Genomic DNA, 15,542 nt, shown 5'->3' with positions numbered 1-15,542 from the left:
GACAGTCCAGTAGAAAGAGGCACGGCTGTAATCGTGTCGGCCCGAAGCGGGTCGACACGGGTTGCTTCTGCGCTGACTGCGGGGATGTTCGGCACGGCGGTGGCCCCTCGTCTACCGAATGGAGATCTGGATGTCCCGCAGCTCGATGCGCCGCCTCGCGGCCGCAACCGCCTCCCTGGCAGTTCTCGCCGGTGGTGTCACCGTCGGACTCGGAGCCTCCGTGGCGCAGGCCGCGCCCGCGTGTGCGCTCAAGCAGTCGGTCACCGACGACTGGCCCGGCTCCGTCTGGACGCCGTACACCGTCAGCAAGGAGGTCGTCGGTGACGGCAAGGTCGCGCCGGGCGGCACCGTCACCTACCTCACCAAGGTCTCCGGTTCCGGAGCCCTCGTCAACCAGATTCGCGACTTCCACCCGGCCGGCTTCCAGTTGGTGAAGGCTCGGCTGAACGTGAAGTGGCTGATCGGCGATCAGCAGTGGACGGACGTCACGAGCACCGCTGTCGTCGGAAACAATGCCGTCATCGCCACGGGCGGCGGCTGGACCACCGCCGGTGGCGGCGTCATCGCCCTCGAGACCACGTACAAGGTTCCCGAGACCGCCGTGGTCGGCACCCAACTCGACAGCGGCGCCGGCACCAACATCGTGCTCGTGGGCGGCGACTGGAACATCAACCCCATGGGCGTGTGCGTCACCATTCGTCAGCCGAACCCCGTCGAGGCCGGGGCCGGCAGCCTCGAGGATCTGGGCTTCGGCTCCGCGAACTCCGGATCGGGCCAGGTCTTCGGATCCGTCACCGACCCGCAGGGTTCGATGACCAATGTCATCAGCGGAGTCCTGGGCAACGTGCTCGGCAACATGAGCTGACGGCACTACGAGTCGACTCGGCCCGCGCGGCAACGACGCGGGCGGCCGGAAGTGACGACGGGAACGGCCCCGGAGCCTCGGCTCCGGGGGCCGTCGGCGTTCGGTGCGCTCTCGTGCGCAGCGGGTGCGCAGCGCGTCGGTGCCCCCGGCTAGACTTTGGCGTGGCAGCCCGCCGCCCGGCCTGCCGATTCGCTCCCAGAGGGAAGGGACCACACGCCCCGTGTCTCCGCAGGTAGATACCGTCACCAACGCTTCCGCGACTCCCGACGTCGCTCAGCCGTACAAGGAGCTGGGCCTCAAGGACGACGAGTACGCCCGCATCAAGGAGATTCTCGGCCGCCGTCCCACCGACGCCGAGCTCGCGATGTACTCGGTGATGTGGAGCGAGCACTGCTCCTACAAGTCCTCGAAGGTCCACCTCAAGTACTTCGGTGAGACCACCACCGACGAGATGCGCGCCTCGATGCTCGCCGGCATCGGCGAGAACGCGGGCGTCGTCGACATCGGAGACGGCTGGGCGGTCACCTTCAAGGTCGAGTCGCACAACCATCCGTCGTACATCGAGCCCTACCAGGGTGCAGCCACCGGCGTCGGCGGCATCGTCCGCGACATCATGGCGATGGGTGCGCGTCCGATCGCGGTCATGGACCAGTTGCGTTTCGGTGCGGCGGACCACGCCGACACCCGTCGCGTCGTCGACGGTGTCGTCCGAGGTGTCGGCGGCTACGGCAACTCCCTCGGCCTGCCCAACATCGGCGGCGAGACCGTCTTCGACGCCTCCTACCAGGGCAACCCGCTCGTGAACGCGCTGTGCGCGGGCGCGATGCGCGTCGAGGACCTGCACCTGGCGTTCGCGTCCGGCGCCGGCAACAAGATCATCCTGTTCGGTGCGCGCACCGGCCTCGACGGCATCGGCGGCGTGTCCGTCCTCGCGTCGGAGACGTTCGACGACAGCTCCGGCGGCCGCCCCAAGAAGCTGCCCGCCGTCCAGGTCGGCGATCCGTTCACCGAGAAGGTGCTCATCGAGTGCTGCCTCGACCTGTACCGCGAGAAGCTCGTCGTCGGCATCCAGGACCTCGGCGGCGCCGGTCTGTCCTGCGCCACCTCGGAGCTGGCGGCGGCCGGTGACGGCGGTATGCACATCGACCTCGACAAGGTTCCGACGCGTGCCACCGGCATGACCGCGGCCGAGGTGCTCTCCAGCGAGTCGCAGGAGCGCATGTGCGCGGTCGTCACCCCCGAGAACGTCGACGCGTTCATGGAGGTCTGCAAGAGGTGGGACGTCCTGGCCACCGTGATCGGTGAGGTCACCGACGGCGAACACCTCGTCATCGACTGGCACGGCGAGACCGTCGTCGACGCACCGGCCAACACCATTGCCCACGAGGGCCCGGTGTACGAGCGTCCGGTCGCGCGCCCCGACACGCAGGACGCGCTGATCGCGGACACCACCACGAACCTGAAGCGTCCCGAGACCGCGGACGAGCTCGAGGCCACGCTGCTGAAGATGATCTCGTCGCCGGCGCTGTGCAGCCGCAAGTGGATCACCGAGCAGTACGACCGCTACGTGCGCGGCAACACCGTGCTCGCCGAGAATGCCGACGGCGGCGTCGTCCGTATCGACGAGGAGACCGGACGCGGCATCGCGCTGGCCACCGACGCGTCGGGCCGCTACACGATGCTCGATCCGTATGCCGGCGCGCAGCTCGCGCTGGCCGAGGCGTACCGCAACGTCGCGGTCACCGGTGCCACCCCCAAGGCCGTCTCCAACTGCCTCAACTTCGGTTCGCCGGAGGATCCGGGCGTGATGTGGCAGTTCCAGCAGGCGGTGCGCGGCCTGGCCGACGGCTGCGCGCAGCTCGGCATCCCGGTCACCGGCGGCAACGTCAGCTTCTACAACCAGACCGGCTCCACCGCGATCCTGCCGACGCCGGTCGTCGCCGTACTCGGCGTGATCGACGACGTGCACCGTCGCATCCCCACCGGCCTGGGCCTCGAGCCCGGCGAGACGCTGATCCTGCTGGGCGAGACCCGTGACGAGTTCGACGGCTCCATCTGGGCCCAGGTCGAGCACGGCCACCTCGGTGGCGTCCCGCCGAAGGTCGACCTCGAGCGTGAGCGCCTGCTCGCCGACATCCTGCTCGCGGGTTCGCGCGACGGCCTGATCTCGGCCGCGCACGATCTCTCGGAGGGTGGCCTCGCGCAGGCCGTCGTCGAGGCCGCGCTGGCGGGCGAGACCGGCTGCCGGATCCTGCTGCCGGAGGGCGAGGACCCGTTCGTGACGCTGTTCTCCGAGTCGACCGGCCGCGTGCTGGTCGCGGTGCCGCGCACCGAGGAGACCCGCTTCACCGGGATGTGCTCGGCCCGCGGTCTTCCGTGGACCCGGATCGGTGTCGTCGACGAGGGCTCCGACTCGGTCGAGGTGCAGGGCCAGTTCTCGGTCACGATGGCCGAGCTGCGCGAGGCGCACGAGTCGACCCTCCCGGCACTGTTTGGGTGATGGGTGACGGACTCGGGGATCGAACGGGAGGCGGTCACTGAGCTGCGGGAGGACTCGCAGCCGGTGGCCCCTGCCGTCCCCGGGTTCGATCAGCGGCATCCGTTCGTCGTCTGGGCGTGGGGCCTGCTGAAGCTCGACTTCACCGGCATCGCCTTCGCGTCGCTCTTCTTCTGCTGGTCGCTGACGCCGTCGCTGCTGCCGCGTGACTGGCTCTACCAGGGACTGATCGGCGGCATCAACGCCGCCATCGGGTATGCGGTGGGTACGGCGCTCGGTTGGGTCGTGTACGAATTCGGCCTCGCGCGCCGGTCGTGGTGGCCGCTGCCGGAGCCGTACATGCGCGCCGTCAAGGTGCTGGTACCCGTGGTGTCGGCGCTCGCCGCGGTCACCATGCTCGTCTACTCCGCCGGCTGGCAGCGGGAACTGTCGGCGCTGATGAACGCCGAGGGCACCACCACCACCGGGTACATCCGTACCGGCGGGCTGAGCCTGCTGGTGGCGGCCGCCCTCATATCCCTGTGGCGGGTGCTGCGCGATCTCGTCCGCTGGGTCGCCCGACAGCTCAACAAGTGGCTCAAGATTCCCCGGCCAGCCGCGTCGGCGGCCGGGTTCGCCGTCGTGCTGGTGCTCGTGTTCATGCTCGTCGACGGCATCCTGCTGCGGGTCGGCTACGGGGCCGTGAACTCGATCTTCAGCCTCCAGAACAACGAGACCCGTCCCGGGGCGGTGCAGCCGATCCTGCCCGAGAAGTCGGGCAGCCCGGCGTCGGCGGCGGCGTGGGACACCCTCGGCTTCGAGGGCAGGAACTTCGTCTCCGGCGGCATCCACGCCGAGGATCTGACCGCCGCGAACGGCAAGCCCGCCATGGAGCCGATCCGGGTGTACGCGGGCCTCGAGACCGCCGACGACACCGCCGCCCGGATGAACGTCGTGCTGGACGAGCTCGAGCGGACCAAGGCCTTCGAACGCAAGACGCTCGTGATCATCCCGACCACCGGCACCGGCTGGGTCAATCCCACCGCCGCGCAGGCGATCGAGCTCGTCGAGAACGGTGACAGCGCGCTCGTCGCGGCCCAGTACTCGTACCTGCCGAGCTGGATCTCGTTCGTCGCCGACCGCGGCCGGGCCGCGGTCGCCGGCAACGCGCTGATCAACGCCGTCCACGACCGCTGGCTCACCAAGCCGGAGGCCACCCGGCCCAAGCTGTACGTGTACGGCGAGAGCCTCGGCACGCAGGCCGGCGAGGGCGCCTTCGACGGACTCGCCGACATCCGGGAGACCGTCGACGGTGTGCTGTGGGTGGGGCCGCCCAACTCGAACCCGTTGTGGAGTGCGCTCACCGAACGGCGCGACCCCGGCACTCCCGAGGTGCAGCCGGTGTACGCGGACGGCCTGGTGGTGCGGTTCGCCGACGACGCGGACGCGATCCCGGGTGGCCCCGGGCCGTGGCTCGAGCCCCGGGTGCTCTACATCCAGCATCCGTCGGACCCGGTCGTGTGGTGGTCGCCGGACCTGGCGTTCGCACGGCCCGACTGGCTGTCGGAGCCACCGGGTTTCGATCGGCTGCCGTCGATGAAGTGGTTCCCGTTCGTCACTTTCTGGCAGGTGAGCGCGGACCTCGCGAACGCGGCCGGCGTACCGGACGGCCACGGCCACAACTACGGCACCGTCATCCTCGACGGCTGGGTCACCGTGACCTCCCCGGAGGGCTGGACCCCCGCCGACACCGAGCGGGTGCGAGGCGTGCTCGAGGACCTGCGCGGGCACGACGGGCCCGAGAAGTGAAACGGGCGACCGCGCTGGGCTTCGCGTCGGCGCTCGTCGCCTGGAACAACGGGGTGCTGCCCGCGCTGCGGCTGTCGTCGCGGCATCGGGCGACCGCCGGCGCGGTGGTGGCAGCGGCAGCGACCGCCGCCGGGATGGCCGGCGGTCTGCGCCGGAACGAGGTGGGGCTCGGCAACATTCGTGCCGGGCTGCGGTGGGGGAGTGCCGCCGCGGCGGCTCCCGTCGCCGGCTACGCGGTCGCGCTGGCGGTGCCGTCGCTGCACAACCGGTTCGTCGTGCCCGACGAGGTCCGCCGCGACTTCGTCGAATGGGTGGCCGCGCACATCCCGTTCGGCACCGTCGTGACGGAGGAGCTGCTGTTCCGGGGACTGCTGACCGCGCTCACCGATCGGGCGTTCCCGCCGCCGGGGGCGGCGGCGATCCGCGCGGCCGCGTTCGGGCTGTGGCACGTGCACCCCGCACACGTCGCGAACGACTCGGTACCCGGCACCGTCGTGTTCACGGCGTCGGCGTCGCTCGTGTTCGACTGGCTGCGCGCCCGCAGCGGCAGCGTGCTCGCGCCCGCGCTGCTGCACCTGGCCGTCAACGTCGGCGGCGCACTGATGCTGCGTCGCATCCAGCTGACCGCGGGCGCCGTCGAGGTGCCGCTGCCACCGGTGTGAGGCGACGTCAGGGCACGGGCAATTGCGCCATGCCGTACACGCGGTCGGTGCGGACGCGCAGCACCTGGCGGCGCTCCTGGACCATCGCGCGCCGGAACTCCTCCCAGTCCTCGTGCTCACGCCCCGTCGCCGCGCGGTAGACGTCGACGAGTTCGTCCGACGCGGCGTCGTGCGGATCGGCGGCGACCGCGGACAGTTCCGCGTCGCCCTCGACGACGGCGTAGCTCCAGAAGTCCGGGGAGCTCACGTGCAGCGAGACCCGCGGGTCGCGCGCGGCGTTGCGGGTCTTCGCGCGATCGGCGGTGACCGACACCCGGGCGGTGTGGGTGTCCGGGTCCCACGCGTAGAGGACGTTGGACAACTGCGGACGGCCGTCGCGCTTCACGGTCGCGAGGATCGCCTTGTTCTGCGACGCAACGAGATCGAGAAGTGGGCGTTGCGCGTCGACGTCGGTGCTCATGGCTCGTGCAACCGCAGCGCCGACGGGCTTGTTCCGCCGGGTCGGTAGATTCGGTGCCCATGCCAGCCCGTCGTGCCGTCGATCCCGCCGAACTCCGCAGCGCGTTGCTCGCGGTCGGCCCGTGGCTCCGCGGTGAGGTCGAGGACAAGCCCGCCCGCGCCGAGCTCGCGGCCGCGGTCCGGCTCAGTGCCCGGACGCTCGAGCAGATCGCGCCGGGTTCGAGCGTCGAGGTGCGGGTGCCGCCGTTCGTGGCGGTGCAGTGCATCGAGGGGCCCCGGCACACCCGCGGAACGCCGCCGAACGTCGTCGAGACGGACCCCCGGACGTGGCTGGGACTCGCCACCGGACTGCTCGCATTCGACGACGCGGTCGCGGGCGGTTCACTGAGTTCGTCGGGCGGCCGGGCGGGGGAGATCGCGCACTGGTTGCCGCTGCTCCGCCTGTGACTCGAGTCTCATCGGCGTGATCTCGTGCACCGATCGTCGAACTCGCGCCGAGCGGTAGTTAGAATGGGGCACGCCCCCCGCACCGAATCCCCTTAGGGAGCGCTTGCCGTGACTTGTGCCGAACTGTCGGTCAACAGTCGGAATCTTCTCGCTACGACCGCACCAGACGAGGACGAGAACGAACCTCGCGAAGAGTGCGGCGTCTTCGGTGTCTGGGCGCCGGGCGAGGACGTTGCCAAGCTGACGTACTACGGGCTCTACGCCCTCCAGCATCGAGGCCAGGAGGCCGCCGGCATCGCTGTCGCGGACGGCTCGCAGGTGCTGGTCTTCAAGGACCTCGGTCTGGTCAGTCAGGTGTTCGACGAGCAGACACTCGGCGCCATGCCGGGGCACGTCGCCATCGGCCACTGCCGCTACTCGACCACCGGCTCCACCACGTGGGAGAACGCGCAGCCGATCTTCCGCACCACCGCCGCCGGCACCGGCGTCGCGCTGGGCCACAACGGCAACCTCGTCAACACGGCCGAACTCGCGCAGCGCGCGCGGCAGGCCGGTCTGGTCGACGAGAAGCGTCCGGGCGCCGCGACGTCGGACTCGGACATCGTGGGTGCGCTGCTGGCGCACGCCGCGGCCGACAGCACGATCGAGCAGGCCGCGATGAAGCTGCTGCCGACGTTGCGCGGTGCGTTCTGCCTGACGTTCATGGACGAGCACACGCTGTACGCGGCGCGCGATCCGCACGGCATCCGTCCGCTGTGCCTCGGTCGCCTCGACCGCGGCTGGGTGGTCGCGAGCGAGACCGCCGCCCTCGACATCGTCGGCGCGTCGTTCGTGCGCGAGATCGAGCCCGGTGAGCTGCTCGCGATCGACGCCGACGGCGTCCGGTCCTCGCGGTTCGCGAACCCCGAGCCCAAGGGTTGCGTGTTCGAGTACGTCTACCTGGCCCGCCCCGACAGCGTGATCTCCGGCCGTTCGGTGCACTCGACGCGCGTCGAGATCGGCCGCCGCCTCGCCAAGGAGCACCCCGCCGAGGGTGACCTGGTCATCCCGGTCCCCGAGTCCGGCACCCCTGCCGCGGTCGGGTACGCGCAGGGCTCGGGCATCCCCTACGGCCAGGGTCTGATGAAGAACGCCTACGTGGGCCGCACCTTCATCCAGCCGTCGCAGACCATCCGTCAGCTCGGCATCCGGCTCAAGCTGAATCCGCTCAAGGAAGTCATCCGCGGCAAGCGCCTCGTCGTCGTCGACGACTCGATCGTGCGCGGCAACACCCAGCGTGCCCTGATCCGCATGCTCCGGGAGGCCGGTGCGCTCGAGATCCACGTCCGCATCGCGTCGCCGCCGGTCAAGTGGCCGTGCTTCTACGGCATCGACTTCGCGTCGCCCGCCGAGCTCATCGCGAACGGTGCCGAGGGCAGTGGCGTGAACGCCACCTTCGACGAGATGCTCGACGGCGTCCGCCGGTCGATCGGTGCCGACTCGCTCGGCTACATCTCGATCGACGGCATGGTCGCGGCCACCGAGCAGCCCCGCTCGCGTCTGTGCTCTGCGTGCTTCGACGGCAACTACCCGATCGCGCTGCCGGAAGGCGGCATCGGCAAGAACGTCCTCGAGGGGATGTTGGAGTCGGCCGCCGGCGCCTCGGTCAGTCATGACAACGACAACGCGGACGCGCTGTCCCGCCCCTAGTTCGCAGGACGCTGCCGGAGTGCCCATCGCACTCCGGTAGCGTTAGGGCGCAATCGAGGTGATTGCGCCTGTACACGTATGCCCGACGACGGCTGGCGCCGGAGTCGACATTCACCGAGATCAAGGCTGGAGCCAGAAACCGATGACCGAGGACAGTACCCGCACGCAGGGCGCTTCGTACGCCGCCGCAGGAGTGGACATCGAGGCGGGCGACCGGGCAGTCGAGCTGTTCGCCCCCCTGGCGAAGAAGGCCAGCCGCCCCGAGGTGATGGGTGGCCTCGGCGGGTTCGCCGGCCTGTTCTCGCTCAAGGGCGACTACAAGGAGCCGCTGCTCGCAGCGTCCACCGACGGTGTCGGAACCAAGCTGGCGGTCGCGCAGGCGATGGACAAGCACGACACGGTCGGCCTCGACCTCGTCGCGATGGTTGTCGACGACCTCGTCGTGTGCGGTGCCGAGCCGCTGTTCCTGCAGGACTACATCGCCGTCGGCCGCGTCGTGCCGGAGCGGGTCGCGGAGATCGTCGGCGGCATCGCCGAGGGCTGCATCCAGGCCGGCTGCGCGCTGCTCGGTGGCGAGACGGCCGAGCACCCCGGTGTGATGGCCGACGGTGACTACGACATCTCCGCGACCGGCGTCGGCGTCGTCGAGGCCGATCAGGTCCTCGGTCCCGACCGGGTCCGTCCGGGCGACGTCGTGATCGGTATGGGCGCGTCGGGTCTGCACTCCAACGGCTACTCGCTGGCCCGCAAGGTGCTGCTCGAGATCGACCGGATGTCGCTGACCGGCCACGTCGACGAGTTCGGCCGCACGCTGGGCGAGGAACTGCTCGAGCCCACCAAGATCTACGCCAAGGACTGCCTGGCCCTTGCGGCCGAGACGGATGTGCGCACCTTCTGCCATGTCACCGGCGGCGGACTCGCGAACAACCTCGCGCGCGTCATGCCGAAGGGTCTCGTCGCCGAGCTGGACCGCGGCACCTGGAGCCCGGCCCCGATCTTCACGATGATCGCGCAGCGCGGCCGCGTCGAGCGCGCCGAGATGGAGCAGACGTTCAACATGGGCGTCGGCATGGTCGCGATCGTCGCGCCCGAGGACGTCGACCGCGCGATGGCGGTGCTCACCGCACGCCACATCGACTGCTGGACGCTCGGCACCGTCAAGAAGGCATCGGACGGCGACGCCGCGCGTGCGCTGCTCCTGGGCGACCACCCGCGCTTCTGACGCTCCCGTACACCGCGCACGTCCCCGGTACCTCGCACGAGGTACCGGGGACGACGTGTCTGCGGCACAGGTTCCCGGGCGCTACAGCGATCGCCGGATACCACGAAATGAGGGGGAGCCGGCCGGCTCCCCCTCATCTCGAGGTGTGTCAGGTGACGTCAGTACGACAGTCAACGACGCCAGTCGTCGTAGTCGTCCTCGTCCCAGCGCGAGCGAGAATCCTCGTCGGCGCGCTTGTCCGCGATCACTCCGCCATTGCGGGGCGAGCTCGGTGCTCCGCCGTTCGAGAGCTCTCGTTGCAAGCTGTCGAAATCCGTGGACGGCGAGCTGTATTTGAGCTCCCGTGCAACCTTGGTCTGCTTTGCCTTAGCCCGGCCGCGGCCCATGGCTGACCCCCTCGCGCTTTCGCGGGGCGGCCTGGGGAATTTGGCGGCCCCGCGTTGAGTGTTGATGTTTTCCTGACCCACACTCTAGCGTGCAAATCTCGCTTCCGCCTCCACGTATGGCGCCCCGTGGTGTCTGATTAGTCTCACAGGGCCTGTGAGCTGCTCGTATGCCCGATTTGTGCAGGCTAGAACACACCGGGCACGGCGCGTACGGTGCCGACCCGGGTACCCCCACCGAGTACCGGTTGCGAGGCCAGCGCGGCGTGGTCCTCGGACCAGCTCACCCCGAGGCGGTGCAGCAGTGCCGCGGTGAGCGGCAACCGGGCCCGCTCGTGGCCGTCGTCGATCTTGAAGGCGAACGCGGTGCCGTCGGGCAGCGCGCCGGCGTGGACGCCGTCGGCTCCGGCCTTGCACAGCAACCCGGGTACGGCGGGCATCAGTCGCGCGTCGTCGCGTCCGGTGCCGGAAATCAGGTACGGGTGCGCGCGGATCGCGTCGGCGACCGATCGCTCGGGGGTTCCGGGGTCCGCGGTGACGAGACGGCCGAAGGCGCGCGCGAGATTGGTGAGCGATACCGGGACGATGGGCAGCCCGCAGCCGTCGATGCCGAGTTCGGTCTCCGGTTCGCCGGTGAGGTCCGCGATCGTCTCGATCACGACCTGCTGCAGCGGGTGCCCCGGGTCGAGGTACGAGTCGAGCGGCCAGTCGTTCGCAACGCACGCCGCGAGCATCGCGGCGTGTTTACCGGAGCAGTTCATGTAGACCGGCCGGCGCGGTGCGCCGGCGGCGAGGACCTCGGCGCGGGCCTGCTCGTTGCCCGGCAGGTCCGGCGGGCACAGCAGTCGGCGCTCCTCGAGCCCGGTGTGCCCGAGAAGTCGTTCGACCAGGTCGACGTGCGCGGTCTCGCCCTCGTGGGACGCCGACGCGATCGCCAGTTCCTCGGTCGAACGCGGCGCGAAACCGGCGCGGAGCAACGCGACGGCCTGCATCGGCTTGTTCGACGAGCGCGGGTAGATCGGGGTGTGCACCTCGCCGACTTCGATCGAGGGCGTGCCGTCGGGTGCCACCACGACGAGCGAACCGCGGTGCACGCACTCGCGGAACCCGGATCGGACGACTTCCACCAGTTCGACACTCACGACGGCACCTGTTCCTCGAGACGGTTCAAGAATTTCCGGACTCGGGTGGCGGCCCCGTCCGCGAGATCGGCTTGGGCGGTCAGGAGGGCGCGCAGTCGGTCCGGTGCGTCACCCGTGAACACGTCGCGGACGGTCACGCCGTGCGCCGGGACGGACACGATCTCGACCGGGTCGCCGGCCCGCAGCAGGCCCGGTGTCAGCACTCGCAGATACGCGCCGACGTCGCCTCTCTCGGTGAAACGCTTGACCCACCGGGGCTCGCCGGTCCAGTGCGCGAAGGTGCCGCACGGCACCCGCGGTTCGGTGACCTCGAGTTCGGTGGATCCGATCCGCCAGCGGGTGCCGACCACCGCGTCCGTCGTCGCGACCCCGGCCACCCGGAGGTTCTCCCCGAACCAGCCGGGAGCCAGTTCCCGTCCCAGGTCGGCGCCCCACCGCTCGGCCTCCTCGGCGGAGTACGCGTAGACGGCCTTGTCGCGGCCGCCGTGGAACTTCGTATCGCACACGTGATCGCCGGCCACACCGCCGGTCTCGACGCGTACGGGGCCGGTCACCGGACGCTTGTCGATGGCCGTGCGTGGTGAGCGGCGGCTGGGCACGTCGAGTTCGGCGAACACGACGCACACCGACTCGACCCGCCCGGTCACTCGCGCCCGCGCAACTTGTCGACCGCCGCCCGGCCCGCCTGGAAGTCGTCGTGCCGCGGAATCGAGTCCGCGTCGATGGCGGCGGCACACGGCCCGGCCGCGAGCTCGGTGTCGGCGGGAACGGACCGTTTGACGAGCGCGAGTGCGATCGGCCCCTCCTCGAAGTGGTCGACGACGGTGCCGACCCGGCCCACTGCGCGCCCGCCGGCGGTCAGCGCCTCGCCCACCTCCGGCCGGCCCTCGGCCGAGCCGTCGAGGTGCAGCATCACCAGGTGCCGCGGCGGCTTCCCGAGATTGTGGACGCGCGCGACGGTCTCCTGGCCGCGGTAGCAGCCCTTGTCGAGGTGCACGGCGCCGTGCTCGGCGGGGCCGCCGATCCAGCCGGCCTCGTGCGGGATGGTGCGGTCGTCGGTGTCGAGTCCGATCCGGGGCCGGTGGGCCGCGACGCGCAGCGCCTCGAACGCCCACGTGCCGGCCGGGCGGGCGCCGGCGTCCACGAGACGTGACCACCACGCGGGTAGGTCGGTGCGGGGGACGAGCAGGTCGAACGAATCGGCGGTGGGCCACGGCATGCGCCGGACGAAACCGCCACCGTCGAGGGGGACGGCCTCGTACATGCCCGGCAGCGCGGCCACACCGAGCGCCTGGACGATCGCGGACGACGCGACATCGGGGCCGAGCAGACTCAGCAGGGCCATCTCGTTGCCGTCCCGCGGTTCGGCCTTGGACCAGAACACCATCTTCTGCAGGAACCCGAGCAGATCGGGGCCGCGGTCGGCCTCCGTGTCGATCCACGTGACGCCGTCGATATCGGTCATCACGAAGTGGTGTTCGACGCGGCCGTTGAGATCGAGGCTCAGGTTCTCGGTGCTCGTCCGGTCCGGCAGCGCGGCGACGTGCTGGCTGGAAATGGTGTGCAACCAGGTGAGCCGTTCCTCGCCGGAGATCGCGATGACGAACCGGTGGGAGCGGTCGATCACGGCCGCCGACCGGATCGCGGCGCGCTGTTCGGCGAACGGGTCGCCGTGATGCCAGGCGACACCGGCGTCGGGTGACCCGTCGAGAGGCGGTACGGCGCCGGGGGAGGAGAGGAGTGGACTGGGTGCAACGAGCGGAGTGTCGGACACGGGCCCATTCTAGAAGCGCGGGCCCGCGGTGCAGGGGTGGGCGGGTGTGGAACTGCTGGTCGTGGCCGGTGCTGGTTATGGTGGGCGTATGGCTGAGCAGGTTCTGGTGACGCTCGACGGGCAGGTCCGGGATGCCGGCACGCCCCTGCTGCACGTGGACGACCTCGCGGTCGTCCGCGGCGACGGCGTGTTCGAGACGCTGCTCGTGCGCGACGGGCGGGCCTGCAAGCCGGCCCTGCACCTCGATCGGTTGGAGGCGTCGGCGCGCGCCCTGGATCTGCCGTGGCCCGGGCGCGGGCTGTGGACCCGCGCGATCGAGGCCGCAGCCCGGGAGTGGGGCGGTGACCGGGAAGGCTGGATGCGTCTGGTGCTCAGCCGGGGCCGGGAGGGGGGCGGCCCGCCGACGGCGTTCGCGACGGTCGGCGCGGTGGCCGACAGAGTGCTGCGAGCGCGGCGGGACGGAGTGTCGGCGCTGACGCTGCCGCGGGGCTACTCGGTCGATCTGTCCGCGGCGGCGCCGTGGCAGCTGTTGGGGGCGAAGACGTTGTCCTATGCGACCAACATGGCGGCGCTGCGGCACGCGCAGGCGCAGGGCGCCGACGACGTCGTCTTCACGAGCAGCGAGGGCAGAATTCTCGAGGGTCCGCGGTCGACCGTCGTGATCGCCCGGGGTAAGACGTTGATCACTCCGCCTCCGGAACAGGGCATCCTCCCGGGCACCACGCAGAAGGCGCTCTTCGAGGTCGCTCCGGACAAGGGGTACGCGTGCGAGTACGCACCCCTGTTCCCGTCCGATCTCATTGCGGCAGAAGGTGTCTGGCTGGTTTCGAGTGTGACGCTCGCGGCCCGGATCCACACCCTCGACGGGCTCGTGCTGCCGCCGCCTCCGGCGGCCGAGGACGTCGCCTCTCTCGTCGAGTTGGCCGTCGAGACGATCGGTTCCGACTGACCCCGGCTAGGTTTGTACCGACGGGTCTACTACATTTCGTAGTAGCAAATAGCTGCGCCGAGCTTCGGGGCGCAGTAACTTTGTGAACAGGGATCGAGCGGACGCCCACGTCTCGACCCCGAAGCCTGTCCTACGGGCCGAGTTTTCGGAGTAGCCATGGATGTCTTGGATGTCTCCCGGTGGCAGTTCGGAATCACCACCGTCTACCACTTCATCTTCGTTCCGCTCACGATCGGGCTGGCCCCACTGGTCGCGATCATGCAGACCATGTGGGTGATCACGAAGAAGGATCACTGGTACCGCCTCACCAAGTTCTTCGGCAAGTTCTTCCTCATCAACTTTGCGTTGGGTGTCGCGACCGGCATCGTCCAGGAATTCCAGTTCGGCATGAACTGGAGCGAGTACTCGCGCTTCGTCGGTGACGTCTTCGGCGCTCCGCTGGCCCTCGAGGGGCTCGTCGCCTTCTTCCTGGAGTCGACGTTCCTGGGGCTGTGGATCTTCGGCTGGGGCCGGCTGCCCAAGTTGGTGCACCTCGCGACGATCTGGCTGGCAGCGATCGGCGTCAACGCCTCCGCCTTCTTCATCATCGTTGCCAACTCGTTCATGCAGCATCCGGTCGGAGCGCGGTTCAATCCGGACACCGGGCGGGCCGAACTCGAGAGCATCTGGACGTTGCTGGGCAACAACACTGCGTGGGCGGCCTTCCCGCACGCGGTCGCCGGTGCGTTCCTGACCGCGGCCACCTTCGTCGCCGGCATCGCCGGTTGGTGGATGGTGCGCAACATGCGCAAGGCCAAGACGGCGGCGCCCGAGGATGCGGAGGCCCTCGTGCAGGACGCGCGTGGGATGTTCCGCCCGGCTGCCCGTCTGGGCATGCTCGTGATGATCATCGCCGGTATCGGTGTCATCTACACCGGTGACGTCCAGGGCAAACTGATGTTCCAGCAGCAGCCGATGAAGATGGCGTCCGCGGAGTCGTTGTGCCACACCGAGACCGATCCGGACTTCTCGATTCTGACCGTGGGCACGCACAACAACTGCGACAGCGTCACGCACGTCATCAAGGTGCCGTGGGTGCTCCCGTGGCTCGCGGAGGGCAAGATCAGCGGCGTCACGCTGCAGGGCGTGGAAGACCTCCAGGCGCAGTACGAGGAGCAGTTCGGTCCCGGCAACTACCGGCCCAATCTGTTCGTCACGTACTGGTCGTTCCGCGCGATGATCGGCCTCGCCGCCGGATCGGCCGCGCTGGCTCTGGCCGGGCTCTGGGTGACGCGCAAGGGCAAGGTCCCGGACCAGAACTGGTTCAAGTGGTTGTCGCTCATCGCGATACCGACGCCGTTCCTCGCGAACAGTGCGGGCTGGATCTTCACCGAGATGGGTCGTCAGCCGTGGGTGGTGCACCCCAACCCGACCGGCGTCGATCTGATCAGACTCACCGTGGACCAGGGTGTCTCCGACCACCCGACGGCCCTGGTCGTGACCTCGCTCGCGGTCTTCACCGTTCTCTACGGTGCGCTCGGAGTGGTGTGGTTCTACCTCATCCGCCGATACGCGATCGCGGGACCGTCGCCCCACGACATGCATCCGCCGGGTGATGGCCCGAGACCGAAGACCGGTGGCCCGGGCGAACCGGAAGCCGACGAACAACTTTCGTTCGCCTACTAG

14 protein-coding genes are annotated in these 15,542 nt (G+C 69.8%); 9 read left to right on the top strand and 5 right to left on the bottom strand.

Going from position 1 to position 15,542, the window contains the following annotated elements:
- Positions 1-130: 130 nt before the first annotated feature.
- The 4 genes from ABEU20_RS13085 to ABEU20_RS13070 all read left to right on the top strand — a co-directional run bounded on the left by ABEU20_RS13085 (position 131) and on the right by ABEU20_RS13070 (position 5,812).
- Entirely contained in the window at positions 131-865 is a 735-nt protein-coding gene (locus ABEU20_RS13085) for a hypothetical protein (protein ID WP_420164842.1), read from the top strand.
- A gap of 220 nt (positions 866-1,085) precedes the next feature.
- Positions 1,086-3,365, top strand: a complete 2,280-nt coding sequence (purL, locus tag ABEU20_RS13080) for a phosphoribosylformylglycinamidine synthase subunit PurL (protein ID WP_420164841.1) — start codon at positions 1,086-1,088, stop codon at positions 3,363-3,365.
- Between the two features lie 3 nt (positions 3,366-3,368).
- A complete protein-coding gene (locus ABEU20_RS13075) occupies positions 3,369-5,150 on the top strand; it encodes an alpha/beta hydrolase (RefSeq protein ID WP_420164840.1) in 1,782 nt (593 codons plus the stop codon).
- Positions 5,147-5,812, top strand: a complete 666-nt coding sequence (locus ABEU20_RS13070; RefSeq protein WP_420164839.1) for a CPBP family intramembrane glutamic endopeptidase — start codon at positions 5,147-5,149, stop codon at positions 5,810-5,812. Before ABEU20_RS13075 ends, ABEU20_RS13070 begins: the two co-directional genes overlap by 4 nt.
- Positions 5,813-5,819: 7 nt before the next feature.
- On the opposite strand, the gene ABEU20_RS13065 is transcribed toward ABEU20_RS13070, so the two are convergent.
- On the bottom strand, positions 5,820-6,272 hold the full coding sequence (locus ABEU20_RS13065) for a PPOX class F420-dependent oxidoreductase (protein ID WP_420164838.1): 453 nt from the start codon (positions 6,270-6,272) through the stop codon (positions 5,820-5,822).
- Positions 6,273-6,331: 59 nt separating this feature from the next.
- Between ABEU20_RS13065 and ABEU20_RS13060 the strand changes: the two genes are divergently transcribed.
- From ABEU20_RS13060 to purM, 3 genes are all read left to right on the top strand, one after another.
- The gene (locus ABEU20_RS13060; RefSeq protein ID WP_420164837.1) at positions 6,332-6,718 is read left to right on the top strand and encodes a sterol carrier family protein; all 387 of its coding nucleotides are present in this window, start codon (positions 6,332-6,334) and stop codon (positions 6,716-6,718) included.
- A gap of 108 nt (positions 6,719-6,826) precedes the next feature.
- Positions 6,827-8,407: an amidophosphoribosyltransferase gene (gene purF, locus ABEU20_RS13055; RefSeq protein ID WP_420164836.1), complete on the top strand. Its 1,581-nt coding sequence runs from the start codon at positions 6,827-6,829 to the stop codon at positions 8,405-8,407.
- A 142-nt stretch (positions 8,408-8,549) separates the two neighbouring features.
- Positions 8,550-9,629, top strand: a complete 1,080-nt coding sequence (purM, locus tag ABEU20_RS13050; protein ID WP_022594223.1) for a phosphoribosylformylglycinamidine cyclo-ligase — start codon at positions 8,550-8,552, stop codon at positions 9,627-9,629.
- Between the two features lie 170 nt (positions 9,630-9,799).
- Here the strand turns inward: purM and ABEU20_RS13045 are convergent, their stop codons facing one another.
- From ABEU20_RS13045 to ygfZ, 4 genes are all read right to left on the bottom strand, one after another.
- Positions 9,800-10,015, bottom strand: coding sequence for a DUF3073 domain-containing protein (locus ABEU20_RS13045; RefSeq protein WP_420164835.1), 216 nt, complete (start codon positions 10,013-10,015; stop codon positions 9,800-9,802).
- A 185-nt stretch (positions 10,016-10,200) separates the two neighbouring features.
- A complete protein-coding gene (locus tag ABEU20_RS13040) occupies positions 10,201-11,154 on the bottom strand; it encodes an asparaginase (protein ID WP_420164834.1) in 954 nt (317 codons plus the stop codon).
- A complete protein-coding gene (locus tag ABEU20_RS13035) occupies positions 11,151-11,801 on the bottom strand; it encodes an MOSC domain-containing protein (protein WP_420164833.1) in 651 nt (216 codons plus the stop codon). Before ABEU20_RS13035 ends, ABEU20_RS13040 begins: the two co-directional genes overlap by 4 nt.
- A complete protein-coding gene (ygfZ, locus tag ABEU20_RS13030) occupies positions 11,798-12,928 on the bottom strand; it encodes a CAF17-like 4Fe-4S cluster assembly/insertion protein YgfZ (RefSeq protein ID WP_420164832.1) in 1,131 nt (376 codons plus the stop codon). Before ygfZ ends, ABEU20_RS13035 begins: the two co-directional genes overlap by 4 nt.
- 88 nt (positions 12,929-13,016) lie before the next feature.
- Here ygfZ and ABEU20_RS13025 point away from each other — a divergent pair, with 88 nt between their 5' ends.
- Positions 13,017-13,877, top strand: coding sequence for an aminodeoxychorismate lyase (locus ABEU20_RS13025; RefSeq protein ID WP_420164831.1), 861 nt, complete (start codon positions 13,017-13,019; stop codon positions 13,875-13,877).
- Positions 13,878-14,033: 156 nt separating this feature from the next.
- Positions 14,034-15,542, top strand: coding sequence for a cytochrome ubiquinol oxidase subunit I (locus tag ABEU20_RS13020; protein WP_420164830.1), 1,509 nt, complete (start codon positions 14,034-14,036; stop codon positions 15,540-15,542).

The sequence above is a fragment of the Rhodococcus parequi genome, assembly GCF_046042785.1.
Taxonomy (GTDB): Bacteria; Actinomycetota; Actinomycetes; order Mycobacteriales; family Mycobacteriaceae; genus Prescottella; species Prescottella parequi.
Note: the sequence above shows the minus strand (reverse complement) of the source record. Positions and strands in the feature narration are given on the sequence as shown.